Consider the following 15,808-nt stretch of genomic DNA (forward strand, 5'->3'; position numbering starts at 1 on the left):
GAGACCGGGGGCTGCCCGCCTGCCCGGCTCTGCCTTGCATTTCCTGCCGGGCTGCCCGCCTGGGCAGGCAGCTCCGGTTGTCTCGCGCCCTGCCCTGATTGCCCTTTTGGGCAACGGGGCGGGCGGGTGGGCGTTGCCCGAAAGGGCAATCAGAACGCCGCTTCGACGTCGCCCATGCGGACGTAGACCGACTTCACCTGGCTGAAGTGCTTGATCGCCTCTTTCGAGTTCTCGCGGCCCACGCCGGAGGCCTTCACTCCGCCGAACGGCGCCTCGACCGGCGCGTCGTTGTAGGAGTTGATGAAGCAGCTGCCGGCCTCCAGCTGGCCGATCACCCGGTGGGCGCGGCTGAAGTCGTTGGTGAAGACACCTGCCGACAGGCCGAACTCTGTGTCATTGGCCCGCGCGATCACCTCTTCCTCGGTGTCGAAGTCCAGAACCGACATCACCGGGCCGAAGATTTCCTCGCGCGCGATGGTCATGTCGTCGGTCACATCGGCAAAGACGGTGGGTTCAACGAAGAAGCCCGGCATATCTGCGCGCTTGCCGCCGCAGATCAGGCGGGCGCCTTCCTCTTTGCCTTTTTCGATGTAGCCCAGCACGATGTTCATCTGGTTTTCGGTGACCATCGGGCCGAAGTTCGTCGCCTCGTCCTGCGGATCGCCTAGCACGGCGGCGCCGGTGCGTTCCGCCAGGCGGGCCAGGAATTTCTCCTTGATGCCTTTCTGCACAAACACGCGGGTGCCGTTGGAGCAGACCTGGCCGGAGGAGTAGAAGTTGCCGTTGATGGCGCCGCCGACGGCGTTTTCCACATCCGCATCGTCAAAGATGATCAGCGGCGATTTGCCGCCCAGTTCCATGGTGACGTGCTTCATGCCTGCGGCGGCGGCAGCATAGACCTTCTTGCCGGTCGGCACCGAGCCGGTCAGCGAGACCTTGTCGACGCGCGGGTCGGTGACCAGCGCGGCCCCGACCTCACCCATGCCCTGGATGACGTTGTAGAGGCCCGCGGGCAGGCCCGCCTCGTGCAGGATCTCGGCCACTTTCAGGGCGCAGAGCGGCGTGGTCTCGGACGGTTTGAACACCATCGAGTTGCCGCAGGCCAGTGCGGGCGCGCCTTTCCAGCAGGCGATCTGGGTCGGGTAGTTCCAGGCGCCGATACCGACACACAGGCCCAGTGCCTCGCGCACGGTATAGACCCAGTCCTCGCCCATCGGGATATGCTCGCCGGTCAGGGAGCCTGCGAGGCCGCCGAAATACTCCAGCGCGTCGGCGCCGGAGGTTGCGTCGGCCACCAGGGTTTCCTGCAGCGGTTTGCCGGTGTCATAGGTTTCCAGAACAGACAGTTCATGGTTGCGCTCGCGCATGATGTCGGCGGCGCGGCGCAGGATGCGGCCGCGCTCGGTGCCGGTCATCTTGCCCCATGCCTTCTGCGCTTCCTTGGCGGTGGACAGCGCCTGTTCGACGATTGCGGGCGTGGCCGCGTAGACGGTGGCGATCTGCTCACCCGTTGCGGCGTAGATCACCGGGATCGGGGTGCCTGCGGTGTCTTCGACGTATGCGCCGTTGATGAAGTGGCTGGCTTTGGGCTGTGCGGGATGTGTCATGGTGTGTGTCTCCAGCGGGGGTTTTCAGCAGGGGAGATGCTGAACGGTTGCTATGGTTATTCGCCCCGGGGAAAGCGTTTGCTTTCCTCGAGGGTGTCGAGATTCATGTGGTTGCGCATGTAGCGCTCAGAGGCCTTTTGCAGCGGCTGGTAGTCCCAGGGGTAGTAGCCGCCCTGGCGCAGCGCCTCGTAGACGACCCAGCGGCGGGCCTGGCTGGCGCGCACGTCTGCGTCGAAGGTCTCCAGGTTCCAGCGCGCCTCTGACTTGGCGCGCAGCGTCTGCAGGGTGCCGGCGTGGGCCGGGTCCTCTGCCAGATTGGTCAGCTCGTGCGGGTCGGCCTCCAGATCGAACAGCTGATCAGGGTCGAGCGCGCAGCGGTTGTACTTCCACTTGCCGTAGCGCATGGAGACCAGCGGCGCATAAGACGCCTCTGCCGCGTATTCCATCAGCACCGGCTCGGTGCGTTCGGTGCCGGTGGCCAGCGGCACCAGGTTCTGGCCGTCGGTCCAGGGCTCGATCTCGCCCATGTCGGCACCGGCCAGCGCGCCCAGCGTCGGGGTCACGTCGATGGTTGAGACCGGGGTTTCGATCAGGCCCGCAGGCAGGTCCGGCGCCGAGATCATCAGCGGCACCCGCGAAGAGCCTTCGTAGAAGTTCATCTTGAACCACAATCCGCGCTCCCCCAGCATGTCGCCGTGGTCGGAGACAAACAGGATGATCGCCTCCTGCCGTGTGGTTTCCAGCACGTTCAGGATCTCGCCGATCTTGTCATCCAGATAGGAGATGTTGGCGAAATAGGCGCGGCGGGAGCGCTTGATGTCCTCTTGCGAGATGTCGAAGCTGCGCCAGTCGTTGGCATCAAAAATCCGCTGCGCGTGGGGGTCGTGGTCCTCGTATGCCATCGCCGGAACCTCGGGCAGCAGGTGTTCGCAGTCCTCATAGAGATCCCAGTACTTGCGGCGGGCCACATAGGGGTCGTGCGGATGGGTGAAGGAGACGGTGACGCACCAGGGGCGGTCGTCCAGACCGCGCGACAGCTCATAAAGCTTGGCGGTGGCGTTGTAGGCAACCTCGTCGTCGTATTCCATCTGGTTGGAGGTCTCCGCCACCCCTGCCCCGGTGACCGACCCCATGTTGTGGTACCACCAGTCGATGCGCTCGCCCGGCTTGCGGTAATCCGGGGTCCAGCCGAAGTCGGCCGGGTAAATGTCGGTGGTCAGCCGGTCCTCGAACCCGTGCAGTTGGTCGGGGCCGACAAAGTGCATCTTGCCCGAGAGGCAGGTGTAATAGCCGGCGCGGCGCAGGTGGTGGGCGTAGGTCGGGATGTCACTGCGGAACTCAGCCGCGTTGTCATAGACGCCGGTGCGCGAGGGCAGCTGCCCGGACATGAAGGACGCCCGGCCCGGCGCGCACAAGGGCGATGCGGTATAGGCGTTGGCAAAGCGGGTGGAGCGTTCCGCCAGTTTCTTCAGGTTCGGAGCATGCAGCCAGTCGGCGGGGCCGTCCGGGAAAAGCGTCCCATTCAACTGGTCAACCATCAGGATCAGGATATTCGGGGCACTCATCGCGGACCTCCCAAGAATTGGCGATGCTTTGCAAAGGCGCCTGGCAGGCCCGAAAGCGCTGCCAGGCAGTTGGTGGCTGGTCCCCTCATTCGGGGAAACTTGGGGGCCAGCCGGGAGACCGCCCTTAGTGGGCTGTCTTGATCTTCTCGAAATCGAGGGTGTTTTCCTCGGGCGAGGCGTCGATGCTCATCACGTCGCTGCGCTTGAAGGCCAGGATGTAGGCGAGGCAGGCCACGTAAATGCCGATCACGATGGTGCCGATCCACTGGATCTGCAGCCACTGGCTCTGGAAGGCCAGCGTGAGGCCGAAGAGCACAACCGCGTTGCCGAGCACATAGGGAATGGTGCCGAACCGCTTGGCCGTCAGGTTCAGGTTGTCGGTGTAGAGGCGGATCAGCGAGTCAAAGGAGTTGACCACGAAGATGATGCCCACCGCGACCATGGAGACGTTGATCAGCAGCGTCGTTTCGATGCTGTTCAGGTGGTAATAGTACAGCACCGAGAACCACACACCCAGCGGGATCGACGGGAAGATCAGCAGCGCTGCCAGGACCTGCCAGGTCTTGAGGCCGCCGACAAAGCGCGAGGTGAACTGGCCGATCATGATCGACCATGCGAACCACCAGAACAGGTAGAACTCATGATAGTCGGTCAGCGGCAGGATGAACTTGTGGATGTTGGAGAAGTAGCCGCCGATGTTGCCTGCGGTCTCGGCAAAGGCGCCCAGGCCCATGCCCGCATAGGCCCACATGCCCAGGATCAGCGCCATGAACAGCACGGTGGAGCCAACCGACAGGATGCGCACGTATTTGATGTCGGTGGAGGAGAAGGCGGCAAACAGGATCACCAGGAAGGTGATGACATAGAAGGCCGGGATCACGGTTTCGCCGTCGCCCATGAAGGTGGCGTAATACGGCAGGTAGATTAGAAACAGCGCGCCGGTGAAGGCGCAGGTGCCGATGATCACGATGTTGTTGATCCATTTCACCAGCGGGATCTCAAAGAACTTCACCCGCGGCTCGATCACGCAGAAATAGAAGGTCGTCAGGAAATAGAAGCCCCAGATCAGGAAACCCCAGAAGCCGAACTCCAGCGCCAGCGGGTTGGTGAAGCCATAGGCCGGTTCCGCGGCGGTGTCCGCATAGAGCGGGAAATCCCAGGCCAGCGGGAACATGATCAGGCCCACATCCAGACCGGAGGTGAACAGGATTGCAATGAAGGTGAAAAGGTGAACCGGGGTCACGCCGACGTTGCGGACGTTCCACCACTTGATCACGCAGAACGCCACCAGCGCAAAGGCCAGCAGAATCCCGAATGAGATGATTGAAGTCATATGTCCCTCCCATTTCCGGACGGTTTCCGCCCTTAGACATGGATTGGGTACATATCACAGCCGGCTGACCGGCCAAACGGTTTTTTGAATGGCCGTTCAAGATTTCATTTCCTTCTAACAACAGTTGAAACGGCGCCCCAATTGCCGCACAACTTTGTCATGAGCAGGAAACGCATCCGGGACATCCGCAACGAAGAGCTGATCGAAGCCACCATCATCGCCGTGCACAAGCGGGGCTATGGGGTTGTAACGATGGCGGAAATCGCCAGGGAAGCCGGCGCGTCGGCGGCCTCGATCAACTATTATTTCGGCTCCAAGGAAGGGCTGATGGAAGCCACGATGCTGCATCTTTTAGGCAAGCTGCGGCGCGCAATGAGCGACGGATACGCCACCGCGCGCACCCCGCGCGAGCGGCTTTATGCGGTGATGGATGCGAACTTTGCCGACGATCTGTTCACCGTTCCCCAGTGCAGCATCTGGATGCAGTTCTGGGCAAATGCCCCCTACTCGCCGCGGCTCAGCCGCCTGCACCGAATCAACCGCGCCCGGGTGCGCAGCCATTTCCTGGCCGAGCTGCGGGCGCTGCTGCCGGCGGAACAGCTGGAAACCGCGCGCCAGGCGCTGCAGTGCTACATGGATGGTGTCTGGCTGCAGGCGGCGCAATCCGAGGAGGCGCTGAACCCGCAGGACGCCCGCGCGGCGGCGCACCGGGTGGTGGATCTGGTGATCCCCTGAACGCCTGAGACTTTGCCCTAGCCCTCCGGCAGGCGCCGGTAGACCAGCCGGGTGCCGCGCGGCAGGTAGATCAGGGTCAGCTCATCGCTGCTAAGAGACTGGATCCGGTAGCACAGGCCGGTGCCGCGTTCGCTGTCGCGGGCCAGCAGAAAATCTCCGGCCGTGCCCGCGCCGTGGCAGGTGTCCAGCACCGAGACGAATTCCGGCGGCATCGCGCTGCCCCTGTAGCTGACCTGACGCACCGCGCCGGACAGGGTGAAACTGTCGCCGGGATCCGCCGCGGACACCCAGCGTCCCTGCATCTGCCGCAAGAGCCGGTCATGGCGGTTCGGCTGGCGCAAGGCGGCGCTGTGCAGGTCCAGATCACCGTGAGAGCCGAAGGAACTGATCAGTTCCCCCTCGACCGCGAGCGGGGCGCCCTGCTGCAAAGTCATCAGAAACGCAAATGCAGGCACGGCAGCCTGTTTGCCGGCGGTGGCCCGGATCTCCATGCCGCCGCCGACAAAGCGGCAGGCCGCAGGGGCGCCCTCCTGCTCCGGGCTGCAGCCCTGCAGGACAACAGCTGCCGCGTAGGGTGTGCCGCCGGCTTCGTCTGTGTCTGGCGCAGCGGCCGCGGCCTGGGAACGGGAACTGAGCGGAATCTTCTGACTGTCCGTGCTGATGCGGGCCCTGGCGAAGGCCTGTTCGCGGTAGCCGCGGGCGGCGCAATCGCCGCTGCCCCCGGCGCGGAACGGCCCTGCTTTGGTACAGAAGCGGATGCTGTCGTCGCGGAACTGGTATCCCGGGCTTTCGGCGCGGAAGTAGAAGAACCGGCCCTGATACCCCTCCGGCAGAGGGTTGGTGCAGTCGCCCGGCGCCAGAGCCTGCCAGCCCTGGGTGATCCAGCTGCCATCGGTGCGCGCCGTCACGGCGAGCTGGTGCAGGGCCCCGGTATCATTGCAGATACTGGTCCCGGCACTGGCGGCCGCCGGCTCTGACAGGGCAGCCAGCAGCAGCGCTGGCAGCCAAAGGAAAAACGCCATTCACAGCCCCCGCTGACACTTGTAAGGGCGGGAGATTACCCCGGACTTGTAACATCTATAAGACGATCAAAGCCCGGCCGGGTTACCGGAAGGTGTAGCGGCTTTCTTTTTGATCCTAGCTTCACGCCAGGAGATGAAACTGACCGCCGCCAGGATCAGCCCGCCGCCGGAAACCACCCAGATATCCACCGGCTCTGCAAACACCAGGGCGCCCAGCAGGGTGGCCCAGACCAGCTGCAGGAAGGTGACCGGCTGGGTCACCGTCACGGGTGCGGCGGCAAAGGCCAGGGTCATGGTGTAATGGCCCGCAGTGGCAAAACAGGCGACGCCGAACAGGATCGCGACCTCTGTCAGGGTGGGTGTCACCCAGACGGCCAGGGCAAAGGGGGCAAGCCCGAGGGTGACAAAGACCGAGAGCATCGCCACCACCACCGCCGGGCTGTTGCTGCCGACGGTGAACTTGGCGATCAGGTAGGAGGCGCCGAAGGACACCGCGGTGAACAGCATGGCAATGTGGCCGGGCGAAACCTCGCGGAAGCCCGGGCGCAAGATGATCAGCGCGCCGATCAGGGCAACAGCAATGGCAGAGATGCGGCGGAAGGCCAGTTTCTCGCCCAGAAACAGCGCCGCGCCCAATGTCACATAGACCGGCGACAGGTAGTTCATCGCCGTGACCTCGGCCAGCGGGATCTGTGTCATGGCGTAGAACCACAGGATCACACCCGCTGTATGCACCGCACCGCGGCCCGCATAGAGCCCCCACAGCCGCGGGGTCAGCTGCGCCCTGCGCAGGGATCCGGCCATCGGGATCAGAAACACCAGCCCCAGCAAATAGCGCAGAAACGCGCTTTCGGCAGGCGGGATGCGGCTGCCCAGGTATTTGACCAGTGCCGTCACCGCGACAAAGCACAGCCCCGTGACCACCATCCAGAACACGCCCTTAAGCGGGTTTTGGAGGGCTGGTGCGGTGTCTGCGGTCTGGCTCATGAGGTGACAGAACACCCGTTCGGGCGGCGGCACAAGGCTTCACATGTGAAATAGTTCCGGGCGGGCCGCTTTGCGCGCCGGAACGCTGCGGCGTCAGGGCAGCGGGATGAACTCCTGATCATCGCCCGGCGGCAGCTGAAAGCGCCCGTGCTGCCAGTCGCCGGCAGCCCAGGATTCCTTGGCCGCCTCGATCCGGTCGCGGGAGGAGGCGACGAAGTTCCACCAGATATAGCGCGGCCCGTTCAGCGTCTCGCCGCCCAGCGCCATCAGCCGGGCGCCCTGGGGGCCTGCGGTCACGGTGATTTCGTCGCCCGGGCGGAACACCATCATGCGGCCGGCCTCGAAGGTTTCGCCGGCAATTTCCACCGCTCCTTGGGTCACATAGATGCCCCGGTCCTCATGATCCGTGGGCAACGGCAGCTTGGACCCGGCCTGCAGCACCACATCGGCATAGAAGGTGTCGGAATAAAGGGTTGCCGGCGCCTTCTCTCCCCAAGCGGTGCCGAGGATCAGACGGGCGGCCTTGCCCTCGCCCTCCAGCAGCGGCAGTGCCTCCTTGCCGTGGTGTTCAAAGCTTGCGGGCGCATCCTCGTGGCTTTCGGGTAGCGCGATCCAGGTCTGGATGCCAAACAGGCTGCTGGCCCCTTTTCGGGTCGCGGCGGAGGTGCGCTCGGAATGGGTGACGCCCTCGCCCGCCACCATCCAGTTCACCTCGCCCGGGTAGATCATCTGGTGGGTGCCCAGGGAATCGCGGTGTTCGAACTCGCCCTCGTAGAGGTAGGTAACTGTGCCGAGGCCGATATGCGGGTGCGGGCGCACGTCGATGCCCTGGCCGGTCAAAAACTCCGCCGGTCCGGCCTGGTCGAAGAAGATGAAGGGCCCGACCATCTGGCGGCGCGGCGCAGGCAGCGCGCGGCGGACCTCGAAGCCGCCGATGTCGCGGGCGCGCGGGATGATCACCGTTTCGATCGCGTCGAGACCGCCCGCATCGGGGCATTGCGGTTCCAGTGCCGGGTTCCAGCTCATCCTTCCCTCCTGTCGGTGGCTACAGGGAAAAGGTAGCGCAATTCCGCGCAGGCGTTAGGGCGAGACGCGCACAGGCGCTGTTCGTCACATCAGGAGCAGCTTTACCGCAATGGCCCACATGGTCAGGCCGACAACGGCGTCCAGCACCTGCCAGGCGCGCGGGCGGGCAAAGACCGGAGCCAGCAGGCTGGCACCATAGCCGAGCGTGAAGAAGAAGGTGAAGCTGGCGATTGTGGCGCCGGCGGCAAAGACCAGGGGCTGCGGATACTGGGCGGAGATTGAGCCGAGGAGCACCACCGTGTCGAGGTAGACATGCGGGTTCAGCCAGGTGAGCGCCAGCACGGTGGCCAGCACCGGCAGCAGCGCTGCGCCTGCGCCCTCCTGCGCTGCTTCCAGCTTCTCCCCGCCCTGCCAGGCGGCCCGCAGGGCGCGGGCGCCGTACCAGATCAGGAAGGCCGCACCGCCCCAGCGCATCGCCTGCTCGAACCACGGTACCGCCAGCGCCAGGGAGCCGAACCCGAAGACGCCCGCGGTGATCAGCACCGCGTCGGAGCCCGCGCAGGTGAGGCAGATCCAGAACACATGCTGGCGCCGCAGCCCCTGCCGCAGGACAAAGGCATTCTGGGCGCCGATCGCCATGATCAGGCTGAGGCCAAGGGCAAATCCGGCGAGCAGGCTGGGGGGCATCGGTGTCTCCATTCATGTGCTGGTGTTTGACTAAAACCTCGCTCGGGATTAATCCAGTTAAAGAGGTTTAAGTCAGATTAGAGTTGCTAATGCAGATGGATCCCAGCCAGCTGGCAGCGCTGAGCGCGGTCTTGCGCCTCGGCGCGTTTGAGGCGGCGGCGCATGCGCTGTCGGTGACGCCTTCGGCCATATCCCAGCGGATCAAGGCGCTGGAGGACCGCACCGGCACCGCGCTGGTGCTGCGGGGATCGCCCTGCACCGGCACCGCGGCGGGGCTGCGGATCGCCAAACATGCCGAAGATATCGGCCTCTTGGAGGCGCAGCTGGCGCGCGAGCTTTCGCTGGAGGCGGACCAGGGCCCGGTGCGGCTGCGGATTGCGGTCAATGCCGACAGCCTGGCGAGCTGGTTCATCGGGGCGATGGCGGCGGTGGAGGGGGTGCTGTTCGACCTGCTGGTGGATGATCAGGACCACAGCGCGGAGTGGCTGAAACGGGGCGAGGTCTCTGCTGCGGTGACTGCCAGTTCCAAGCCGGTGACCGGGTTCGAAGCCTATCCGCTGGGCACGCTGGATTACGCGGCGACTGCCAGCCCGGCGTTCATGGCGCGCTGGTTTGCACAGGGGGTAACGCCCGAGGCTGCTGCAAAAGCGCCCTGTATGATCTTCAACGCAAAAGACAATCTGCAGCGGCTGTGGCTGGAGCGCAATGTGGCGCCCGGCCTGTCGCCGCCCGCCCATTTCCTGCCGTCGACCCAGGCGTTCATCGACGCTGCCGCGGCGGGTCTGGGATGGGGCATGAACCCGCTGCCGATGGTGGCGGAGGACATCCGCAGCGGCCGGCTGGTGCCGCTGATTGCGGGCAGCACGCTGCCGGTGCCGCTGACCTGGCAAGTGGCGCGGGTAATGGCGCCCGCCCTTGCCGAAGTCACCCGCGCCGTGCAGAAATCGGCAAGACAGTATCTGACGCAAAACTAGCCTGCCGCGCCGGAAAGGGCCGCGATGTTTTCTGAAGGCAAACCGCTGCCCGTCCTGCAGCTGGCGCCTGCCCCGGCCAAGGCGGCGGCAGGGCTGAACGGATGAGCGCCCTGCCCCCGTCTCTGCCGCGCAGCCTGGCGCTGCAGGTGGTGCTGCCGCGGGGCTGTCTGGTGCTGGGATGGCTGGCGCTGAACCAATGGGTGCGGCTGCCGGTGCCGCTGGCCTTTGTGCTGATGGCGGCGGACGGGCTGTTTCTGCTGTGGCAGGCCCGGGCGTTTCAGCTGAGCGCCGATGCGCATGTGCGCAGCACCGGGGCTATGATGGCGGTCTGGGGCGGTTATCTGGTGCTGCTGTTTGCAGGGTTTGCGGCGGTGATCCTGTGGTGGGACGCGCTGCTGATTGCCCGGGCGGTGGAGGCGCCCGCCTATGCCGAGCAGCGGCGGCTGGAGCGCGAGGCCCAGTACAGCCTGAGCGTATCCGAAGACGGGCTGGTGCTGGTGTTTGACGGCGAAATCACCCATGGGCTGACCCGGCGGATGGAGGCGCTGCTGGCCGCCGCGCCGGAGGTGCGCCGGGTGCGGCTGGCGGGGCCTGGCGGGCTGATCTACGAGGCCCGCGGCGCGGCAAAGCTGATCCGGCGGCATCAATTGGATACCGAGGCCGCGGCGCTGTGCGCCTCTGCCTGCACGCTGATGTTTGCCGCCGGGCGCACGCGCCGCCTGGCCGCCGGCGGGCAACTGGGGTTTCATAGCTATGCACTGATGTTCGAAGGCGGGCTGCCGCAGGTGGATCTGCTGAAGGAACAACGGAAGGACCTGGCCTTTTTCCGGCAGCAGGGCATCCGCGCGGCATTTGCACGCGAGATCTTTGCCGTTGGCAACGGGGCGCTGTGGATCCCGTCACGCCCCGAGCTGCGGGCGGCCGGGGTGCTCACAGGCGAGGCGTTCTGAGGGGGCGCGCCCTCGTCCCCTTGGGCCTCACACCCGGGGACATTTACAGCCCCAAGAAGCGGTCTTGCGGGGCTGAGCTACGAAAAAGGCCCGCCGGGATGGCGGGCCTTGATGGATCGCGCAGGGCGGCGGCTTAAAGCTGCGCCATGACCTCGTCGGAGGCCTCGAAGTTGGTGGTGACGCGCTGCACGTCGTCGTCGTCTTCCAGCGCATCGACCAGCTTCATCAGCTTCTGCATGCCGTCCAGGTCCAGCTCGGTGGTGGTGGTCGGTTTCCACACCAGCTTGGTCGACTCGGATTCGCCCAGCTCCGCTTCCAGAGCGCTGGACACGTCATTCAGGTCGGTGTCGGCGCAATAGATGATGTGGCCGTCCTCGGAGCTTTCGACATCCTCGGCGCCGGCTTCGATCGCCGCCATCATCACGGTGTCCGCATCGCCGGCGGAGGCCGGGTAGGTCACCTCGCCCTTGCGGTCGAACATGAAGCCGACCGAACCGGTTTCGCCCAGGTTGCCGCCGTTCTTGCCGAAGATCGAGCGCACGTTGGAGGCGGTGCGGTTCTTGTTGTCGGTCATCGCCTCGACGATCACCGCAACGCCGGCCGGGCCGTAACCCTCATAGCGGATTTCGTCATAGTTCTCGGCGTCGCCGCCGATGGCCTTCTTGATGGCGCGTTCGATCACGTCCTTGGGGACGGACTGCGACTTGGCTTCCTTGACGGCCAGGCGCAGGCGCGGGTTCTTGTCGGGATCGGGGTCGCCCATCTTGGCGGCCACGGTGATCTCCTTGGCCAGCTTGGAAAACAGTTTTGACCGCGCCGCGTCCTGACGGCCCTTGCGGTGCTGAATGTTAGCCCATTTTGAATGGCCTGCCATGGTGCATCCTTGCTGCTTAATATCCGAATTGGCGCTCATATAGCCCGTGCCGGCACCTGCTTTCAAGCGCCCCTGCCCCGGCTTCGCTCTTGTTCCCTTGTTTTGGATGGCTAAGGTGGCGGTATGACATTCGATCAAGCCGTTTTATTTGCCCTTTTTGCCGCCGTTTTCGGCCTGCTTCTGTGGGGGCGCTGGCGCTACGACCTGGTGGCCTTTGCGGCGCTGCTGGCGGGCGTGGTGCTGGGGGTGGTGCCCGCGGGCGAAGCGTTTTCCGGTTTCGGGCATCCGGCAACGCTGGTGGTGGCGCTGGTGCTGATCGTCTCTGCCGGGCTGGTGCGCTCCGGCGCGGTGTTCCTGATCACCCGGACGCTGGTGGATTCCGCCCGCGGCCTGGGCGCCCATATTGCGCTGATGGGCGGCGTGGGCGCGGTGCTGTCGGCCTTTATGAACAATGTGGCGGCGCTGGCGCTGTTGATGCCGGTGGACATCCAGACTGCCCGCAAGGCAGGCCGCGCGCCGGGGCTGAGCCTGATGCCCCTGTCCTTTGCCACCATCCTGGGCGGCATGGTCACGCTGATCGGCACGCCGCCCAACATCATCATTTCGGCGATCCGCGAGGAAACGCTGGGCGAGCCGTTCCGGATGTTCGATTTTGCCCCGGTGGGCGGTGCCGCGGCGCTGGCAGGGCTGGCGTTTGTGGCGCTGATCGGCTGGCGGCTGATCCCGGCGCGGGAAAATGCCGCCGGCGCCTCGGAGGCGCAGCTGGCGCCCTATATCGCAGAGCTGACGGTGGGCGAAGAGTCCGGTCTCATCGGCAAGCGCCTGGGAGAGCTGGATGAAGAGGCCGAGAAGGCCGATGTCGCCATTCTCGGGCTGATCCGCGATGGCAAGCGGCGCTACGGGCGTTCTGTCGCGGCCATTCTGCGGGAGGGCGACGCGCTGGTGATCGAGGCCGAGCCGGAAGCGCTGGATGAATTCCGCAGCGCGCTGAAGCTGGATTTTGCCGATGCCGCGCGGCAGGAAAAGCTGACTGCAGCGGGCGAAGGGCTGGAGCTGCTGGAGCTGGTGGTGCCCGAGACCGCACGCATCCGCGGCCGCAGCGCCCAGGCCATCGGCCTGTCCTGGCGGCAAAGCGCGGTGCTGCTGGGCATTTCCCGGCAAGGCCGCCGGATCACCCACCATATCCGTCAGACCAAGATCGAGGCGGGGGATATCCTGCTGCTGCTGTGCCCGCGCGGGCACAGCGCCGATGTCGCCGACTGGCTGGGCTGCCTGCCGCTGGCCGCCCGCGGCCTGGCGGTGACGTCCAATGACAAGACCTGGGCCGCCATCGGGCTGTTTGCCGCCGCAGTGCTGGCGGCCTCTGTGGGGCTGCTTTATCTGCCGGTCGCTCTGGGGCTGGTTGCGGTGGGCTACGTGCTGCTGAAGATCCTGCCGGTGGCGGAGATCTATGACCATGTGGAGTGGCCGGTGGTGGTGCTCCTCGGCTCGATGATCCCGCTGGGGGCGGCGCTGGATTCCTCGGGCGGCACCGCGCTGATTGCCGGAGCGCTGACCACGCTGACAGAAGGCCTGCCGGCCTGGGCGGTGCTGACGGTGCTGATGGTGGTCACGATGACGCTGTCGGATGTGCTGAACAACACCGCCACGGCAATTGTCGCGGCCCCTGTGGGCATCCAGATGGCGGACACCCTGGGGGTCTCGCCCGATCCGTTCCTGATGGCGGTTGCGGTGGCGGCCTCCGCGGCCTTCCTGACGCCTATCGGGCACAAGAACAACACGCTGGTGCTGGGGCCAGGCGGCTACCGCTTTGGCGATTACTGGCGCATGGGCCTGCCGCTTGAGGTGCTGGTCATCGCCGTGTCGATCCCGGCCATTCTGGTGTTCTGGCCGTTGTGACGGGGCGGCGCAGAACTTTTACACAAAAGTTCTGCTATAAAATTCTTCACAAGAATTTTGCCGCCTGCACCGCAGCCACCACCGCCTGTCCCGCATCGGACGCCCAAGCCTGCGACACCAGCGCGATGACCGTCGAACCAGCAAGCACAACAAACAAGAAAATTCTCCGCGTCTCCATGATACCCCCTATGAACACTCACCCTGTTCTATATGGGGCCCGCACTGCTAATTTCCCGTAAAGACTTGCCCGCCCGGCGGCTGTCCGCCGCGTCCGGCTCACTCTCCGGTGGTCAGAGCGGCCAGATGAACGGAATGATCAGCGACGCCAGCATACCGACGGTCAGGTTCAGCGGGATGCCGACACGCAGGAAATCGGTGAACTTATAGCCGCCAGGGCCGTAAACCAGCGTGTTGGTCTGATAGCCGATCGGGGTGGCAAAGGAGGCCGAGGCCGCCACCATCACCGCCACCACCAGCGGCCGCGGGTCGACCCCCATCGCCTGGGCGAGACCGATGGCAATCGGGGTCACCACCACCGCCACCGCATTGTTGGACACCAGCTCAGTCAAGACCGACGTCAGCAGGTAGACCGCCCAGACCAGCAGGAACGGCGGCAGCATCGACAGGGCCGGCGCGATGGCGTTGACGATCAGGGCAACCGCACCGGAGCTTTCCAGCGCCGCGCCAATCGCCAGCATCGAGAAGACCAGCGCCAAGAGCCGCCCGTCGACAAAGGAAAACGCCTCATCCGCGTCGATGCAGCGGGTGATAAAGACCAGCGACACCATCAGCACCGACAGCATCAGGATCGGCGCCACGCCAAAGGCGGCCAGCACCACGATGCCCAAAAGCGCGGCAACCGCAATCGGCGCGTGACTGCGGCGGTAGGCGCGCTGGGTCGGCTGCGAGACATCCGCCAGGTCCATGTCGGCGGCCAGACGCTGGATGTCGGCGGGCGCGCCCTCCAGCAGCAGGGTGTCGCCGATCCGCACCACCAGATCGTCGAGCTGCACGCCGATGTTCTGGTTCCGCCGGTGCACCGCCAGCGTGTAGACGCCGTAACGGCGGCGCAGGCGCAGGGCGCCGAGCGAGCGGCCCACCATGCGGCAGCCCGGGGTGATTAGCACTTCGACAGTCTGGGTTTCCACCGCGGAAACCTGGTCGACCCGCTTCAGTTCCTTGTTGGTTTGCAGGCTCAGAAGCTCGGTCATCCGCGTGCGCAAGACAACCCGGTCGCCGACTTGCAGCTCAACCCCTTCGAGGTTACGGCGCAGGGACTCGTCGCCGCGGATCACGTCGATCAGCCGCACGCCCGGGCGCTTGAACAGCTGCACGCCGGTGACTTCGCGGCCGATCAGGTTGCTTTCCGGCGGGATCACCGCCTCAGTGAAGAACTTCATCCTCGACTTGTCGCTCAGCATGGCCGCCATGCTGTCGCGTTCCGGCAGCAGCCGCGGCGCGATGAAGCGCAGGTAAACCATGCCGTAGGCGATCAGGATCAGGCCCAGCGGGGTGACTTCGAAAATGGTGAAGGGGGCCAGCCCCTGCGCCCGCGCGACACCATCCACCAGCAGGTTGGTCGAGGTGCCGATCAGCGTCAGCGTGCCGCCCAGGATTGCCGCATAGCTGAGCGGAATCAGCATCTTGGAGGCCGAAACGTTCAAGATCCGGGAGATCTGGATGAACACCGGAATCATCACCACAACCACCGGCGTGTTGGAGACCACAGCCGAGGCGGACACCACAAACGCCATCAGCAGCGCCACGGCGAGCCTTGGATTGACCTCCGCCTGTTTCTTGGCGATCTGAGTGAAGGCATCCAGCGCGCCAGTGCGCACCAGCGCGCCCATGATGATAAACATCGCTGCGATGGTCCAGGGCGCCGGGTTGGCCAGCACCGGCAGCGCCTCGCCGTAAGGCAGGACGCCGGTGGCCAGCATGGCAGCCACGCCGGTCAGCGCCACCACCTCGGTCGGGTAGGTCTCCCGCAGGAACGCCACAAACATGGCCAGGACAATCGCAAGCGCCAGGAAGGGGCTGCCGGTGTCACCAAATTGGAAAAACTGCATGTGCCGTGACTATGCCCATATTGTTTAAGGCGGGTTTAGCGCGCGGGACAGCGCTCTGCCATCGCGCAGTTTCCCTGAAA

Annotated in this window: 13 protein-coding genes; 4 read left to right on the top strand and 9 right to left on the bottom strand. The window is 65.2% G+C overall.

From position 1 onward, the window contains the following. Positions 1-149 precede the first annotated feature (149 nt). The 3 genes from betB to R2C4_RS11345 all read right to left on the bottom strand — a co-directional run bounded on the left by betB (position 150) and on the right by R2C4_RS11345 (position 4,505). Positions 150-1,607 carry a betaine-aldehyde dehydrogenase gene (betB, locus tag R2C4_RS11335; RefSeq protein WP_141890718.1) on the bottom strand — a complete coding sequence of 486 codons (1,458 nt, stop codon included), beginning with the start codon at positions 1,605-1,607 and terminating at the stop codon, positions 150-152. 56 nt (positions 1,608-1,663) lie between these two features. After that, positions 1,664-3,172: a choline-sulfatase gene (gene betC, locus R2C4_RS11340; protein WP_141890719.1), complete on the bottom strand. Its 1,509-nt coding sequence runs from the start codon at positions 3,170-3,172 to the stop codon at positions 1,664-1,666. A gap of 124 nt (positions 3,173-3,296) precedes the next feature. Continuing rightward, on the bottom strand, positions 3,297-4,505 hold the full coding sequence (locus R2C4_RS11345) for a BCCT family transporter (RefSeq protein WP_141890720.1): 1,209 nt from the start codon (positions 4,503-4,505) through the stop codon (positions 3,297-3,299). A 159-nt stretch (positions 4,506-4,664) separates the two neighbouring features. Here R2C4_RS11345 and betI point away from each other — a divergent pair, with 159 nt between their 5' ends. Continuing rightward, positions 4,665-5,240 (top strand): choline-binding transcriptional repressor BetI, encoded by a 576-nt coding sequence (gene betI, locus R2C4_RS11350; RefSeq protein WP_141890721.1) that lies wholly within the window; start codon positions 4,665-4,667, stop codon positions 5,238-5,240. A 17-nt stretch (positions 5,241-5,257) separates the two neighbouring features. Here the strand turns inward: betI and R2C4_RS11355 are convergent, their stop codons facing one another. From R2C4_RS11355 to R2C4_RS11370, 4 genes are all read right to left on the bottom strand, one after another. After that, positions 5,258-6,262, bottom strand: coding sequence for a DUF1036 domain-containing protein (locus R2C4_RS11355; RefSeq protein ID WP_141890722.1), 1,005 nt, complete (start codon positions 6,260-6,262; stop codon positions 5,258-5,260). 66 nt (positions 6,263-6,328) lie between these two features. After that, the gene (locus R2C4_RS11360) at positions 6,329-7,249 is read right to left on the bottom strand and encodes a DMT family transporter (RefSeq protein ID WP_058285805.1); all 921 of its coding nucleotides are present in this window, start codon (positions 7,247-7,249) and stop codon (positions 6,329-6,331) included. A gap of 93 nt (positions 7,250-7,342) precedes the next feature. Then, positions 7,343-8,275: a pirin family protein gene (locus R2C4_RS11365; protein WP_141890723.1), complete on the bottom strand. Its 933-nt coding sequence runs from the start codon at positions 8,273-8,275 to the stop codon at positions 7,343-7,345. An 84-nt stretch (positions 8,276-8,359) separates the two neighbouring features. Next, complete coding sequence (locus tag R2C4_RS11370; protein WP_141890724.1) at positions 8,360-8,962, bottom strand: LysE/ArgO family amino acid transporter; 603 nt, start codon at positions 8,960-8,962, stop codon at positions 8,360-8,362. 89 nt (positions 8,963-9,051) lie between these two features. Here R2C4_RS11370 and R2C4_RS11375 point away from each other — a divergent pair, with 89 nt between their 5' ends. Together R2C4_RS11375 and R2C4_RS11380 are read left to right on the top strand one after the other, a co-directional pair. After that, on the top strand, positions 9,052-9,936 hold the full coding sequence (locus tag R2C4_RS11375) for a LysR family transcriptional regulator ArgP (protein ID WP_141890725.1): 885 nt from the start codon (positions 9,052-9,054) through the stop codon (positions 9,934-9,936). 101 nt (positions 9,937-10,037) lie between these two features. Beyond that, positions 10,038-10,886, top strand: a complete 849-nt coding sequence (locus R2C4_RS11380) for a COG3904 family protein (protein ID WP_141890726.1) — start codon at positions 10,038-10,040, stop codon at positions 10,884-10,886. Positions 10,887-11,019: 133 nt separating this feature from the next. Here R2C4_RS11380 and R2C4_RS11385 read toward each other — a convergent pair whose 3' ends face one another. Next, the gene (locus tag R2C4_RS11385; protein ID WP_141890727.1) at positions 11,020-11,760 is read right to left on the bottom strand and encodes a YebC/PmpR family DNA-binding transcriptional regulator; all 741 of its coding nucleotides are present in this window, start codon (positions 11,758-11,760) and stop codon (positions 11,020-11,022) included. A 123-nt stretch (positions 11,761-11,883) separates the two neighbouring features. Here R2C4_RS11385 and R2C4_RS11390 point away from each other — a divergent pair, with 123 nt between their 5' ends. Next, on the top strand, positions 11,884-13,659 hold the full coding sequence (locus R2C4_RS11390) for an SLC13 family permease (RefSeq protein WP_141890728.1): 1,776 nt from the start codon (positions 11,884-11,886) through the stop codon (positions 13,657-13,659). 290 nt (positions 13,660-13,949) lie between these two features. Here the strand turns inward: R2C4_RS11390 and R2C4_RS11395 are convergent, their stop codons facing one another. Further along, the gene (locus R2C4_RS11395) at positions 13,950-15,728 is read right to left on the bottom strand and encodes an SLC13 family permease (protein ID WP_058285811.1); all 1,779 of its coding nucleotides are present in this window, start codon (positions 15,726-15,728) and stop codon (positions 13,950-13,952) included. Positions 15,729-15,808: the final 80 nt, after the last annotated feature.

This window comes from Leisingera aquaemixtae (genome assembly GCF_006740765.1).
Lineage (GTDB): Bacteria > Pseudomonadota > Alphaproteobacteria > Rhodobacterales > Rhodobacteraceae > Leisingera > Leisingera aquaemixtae.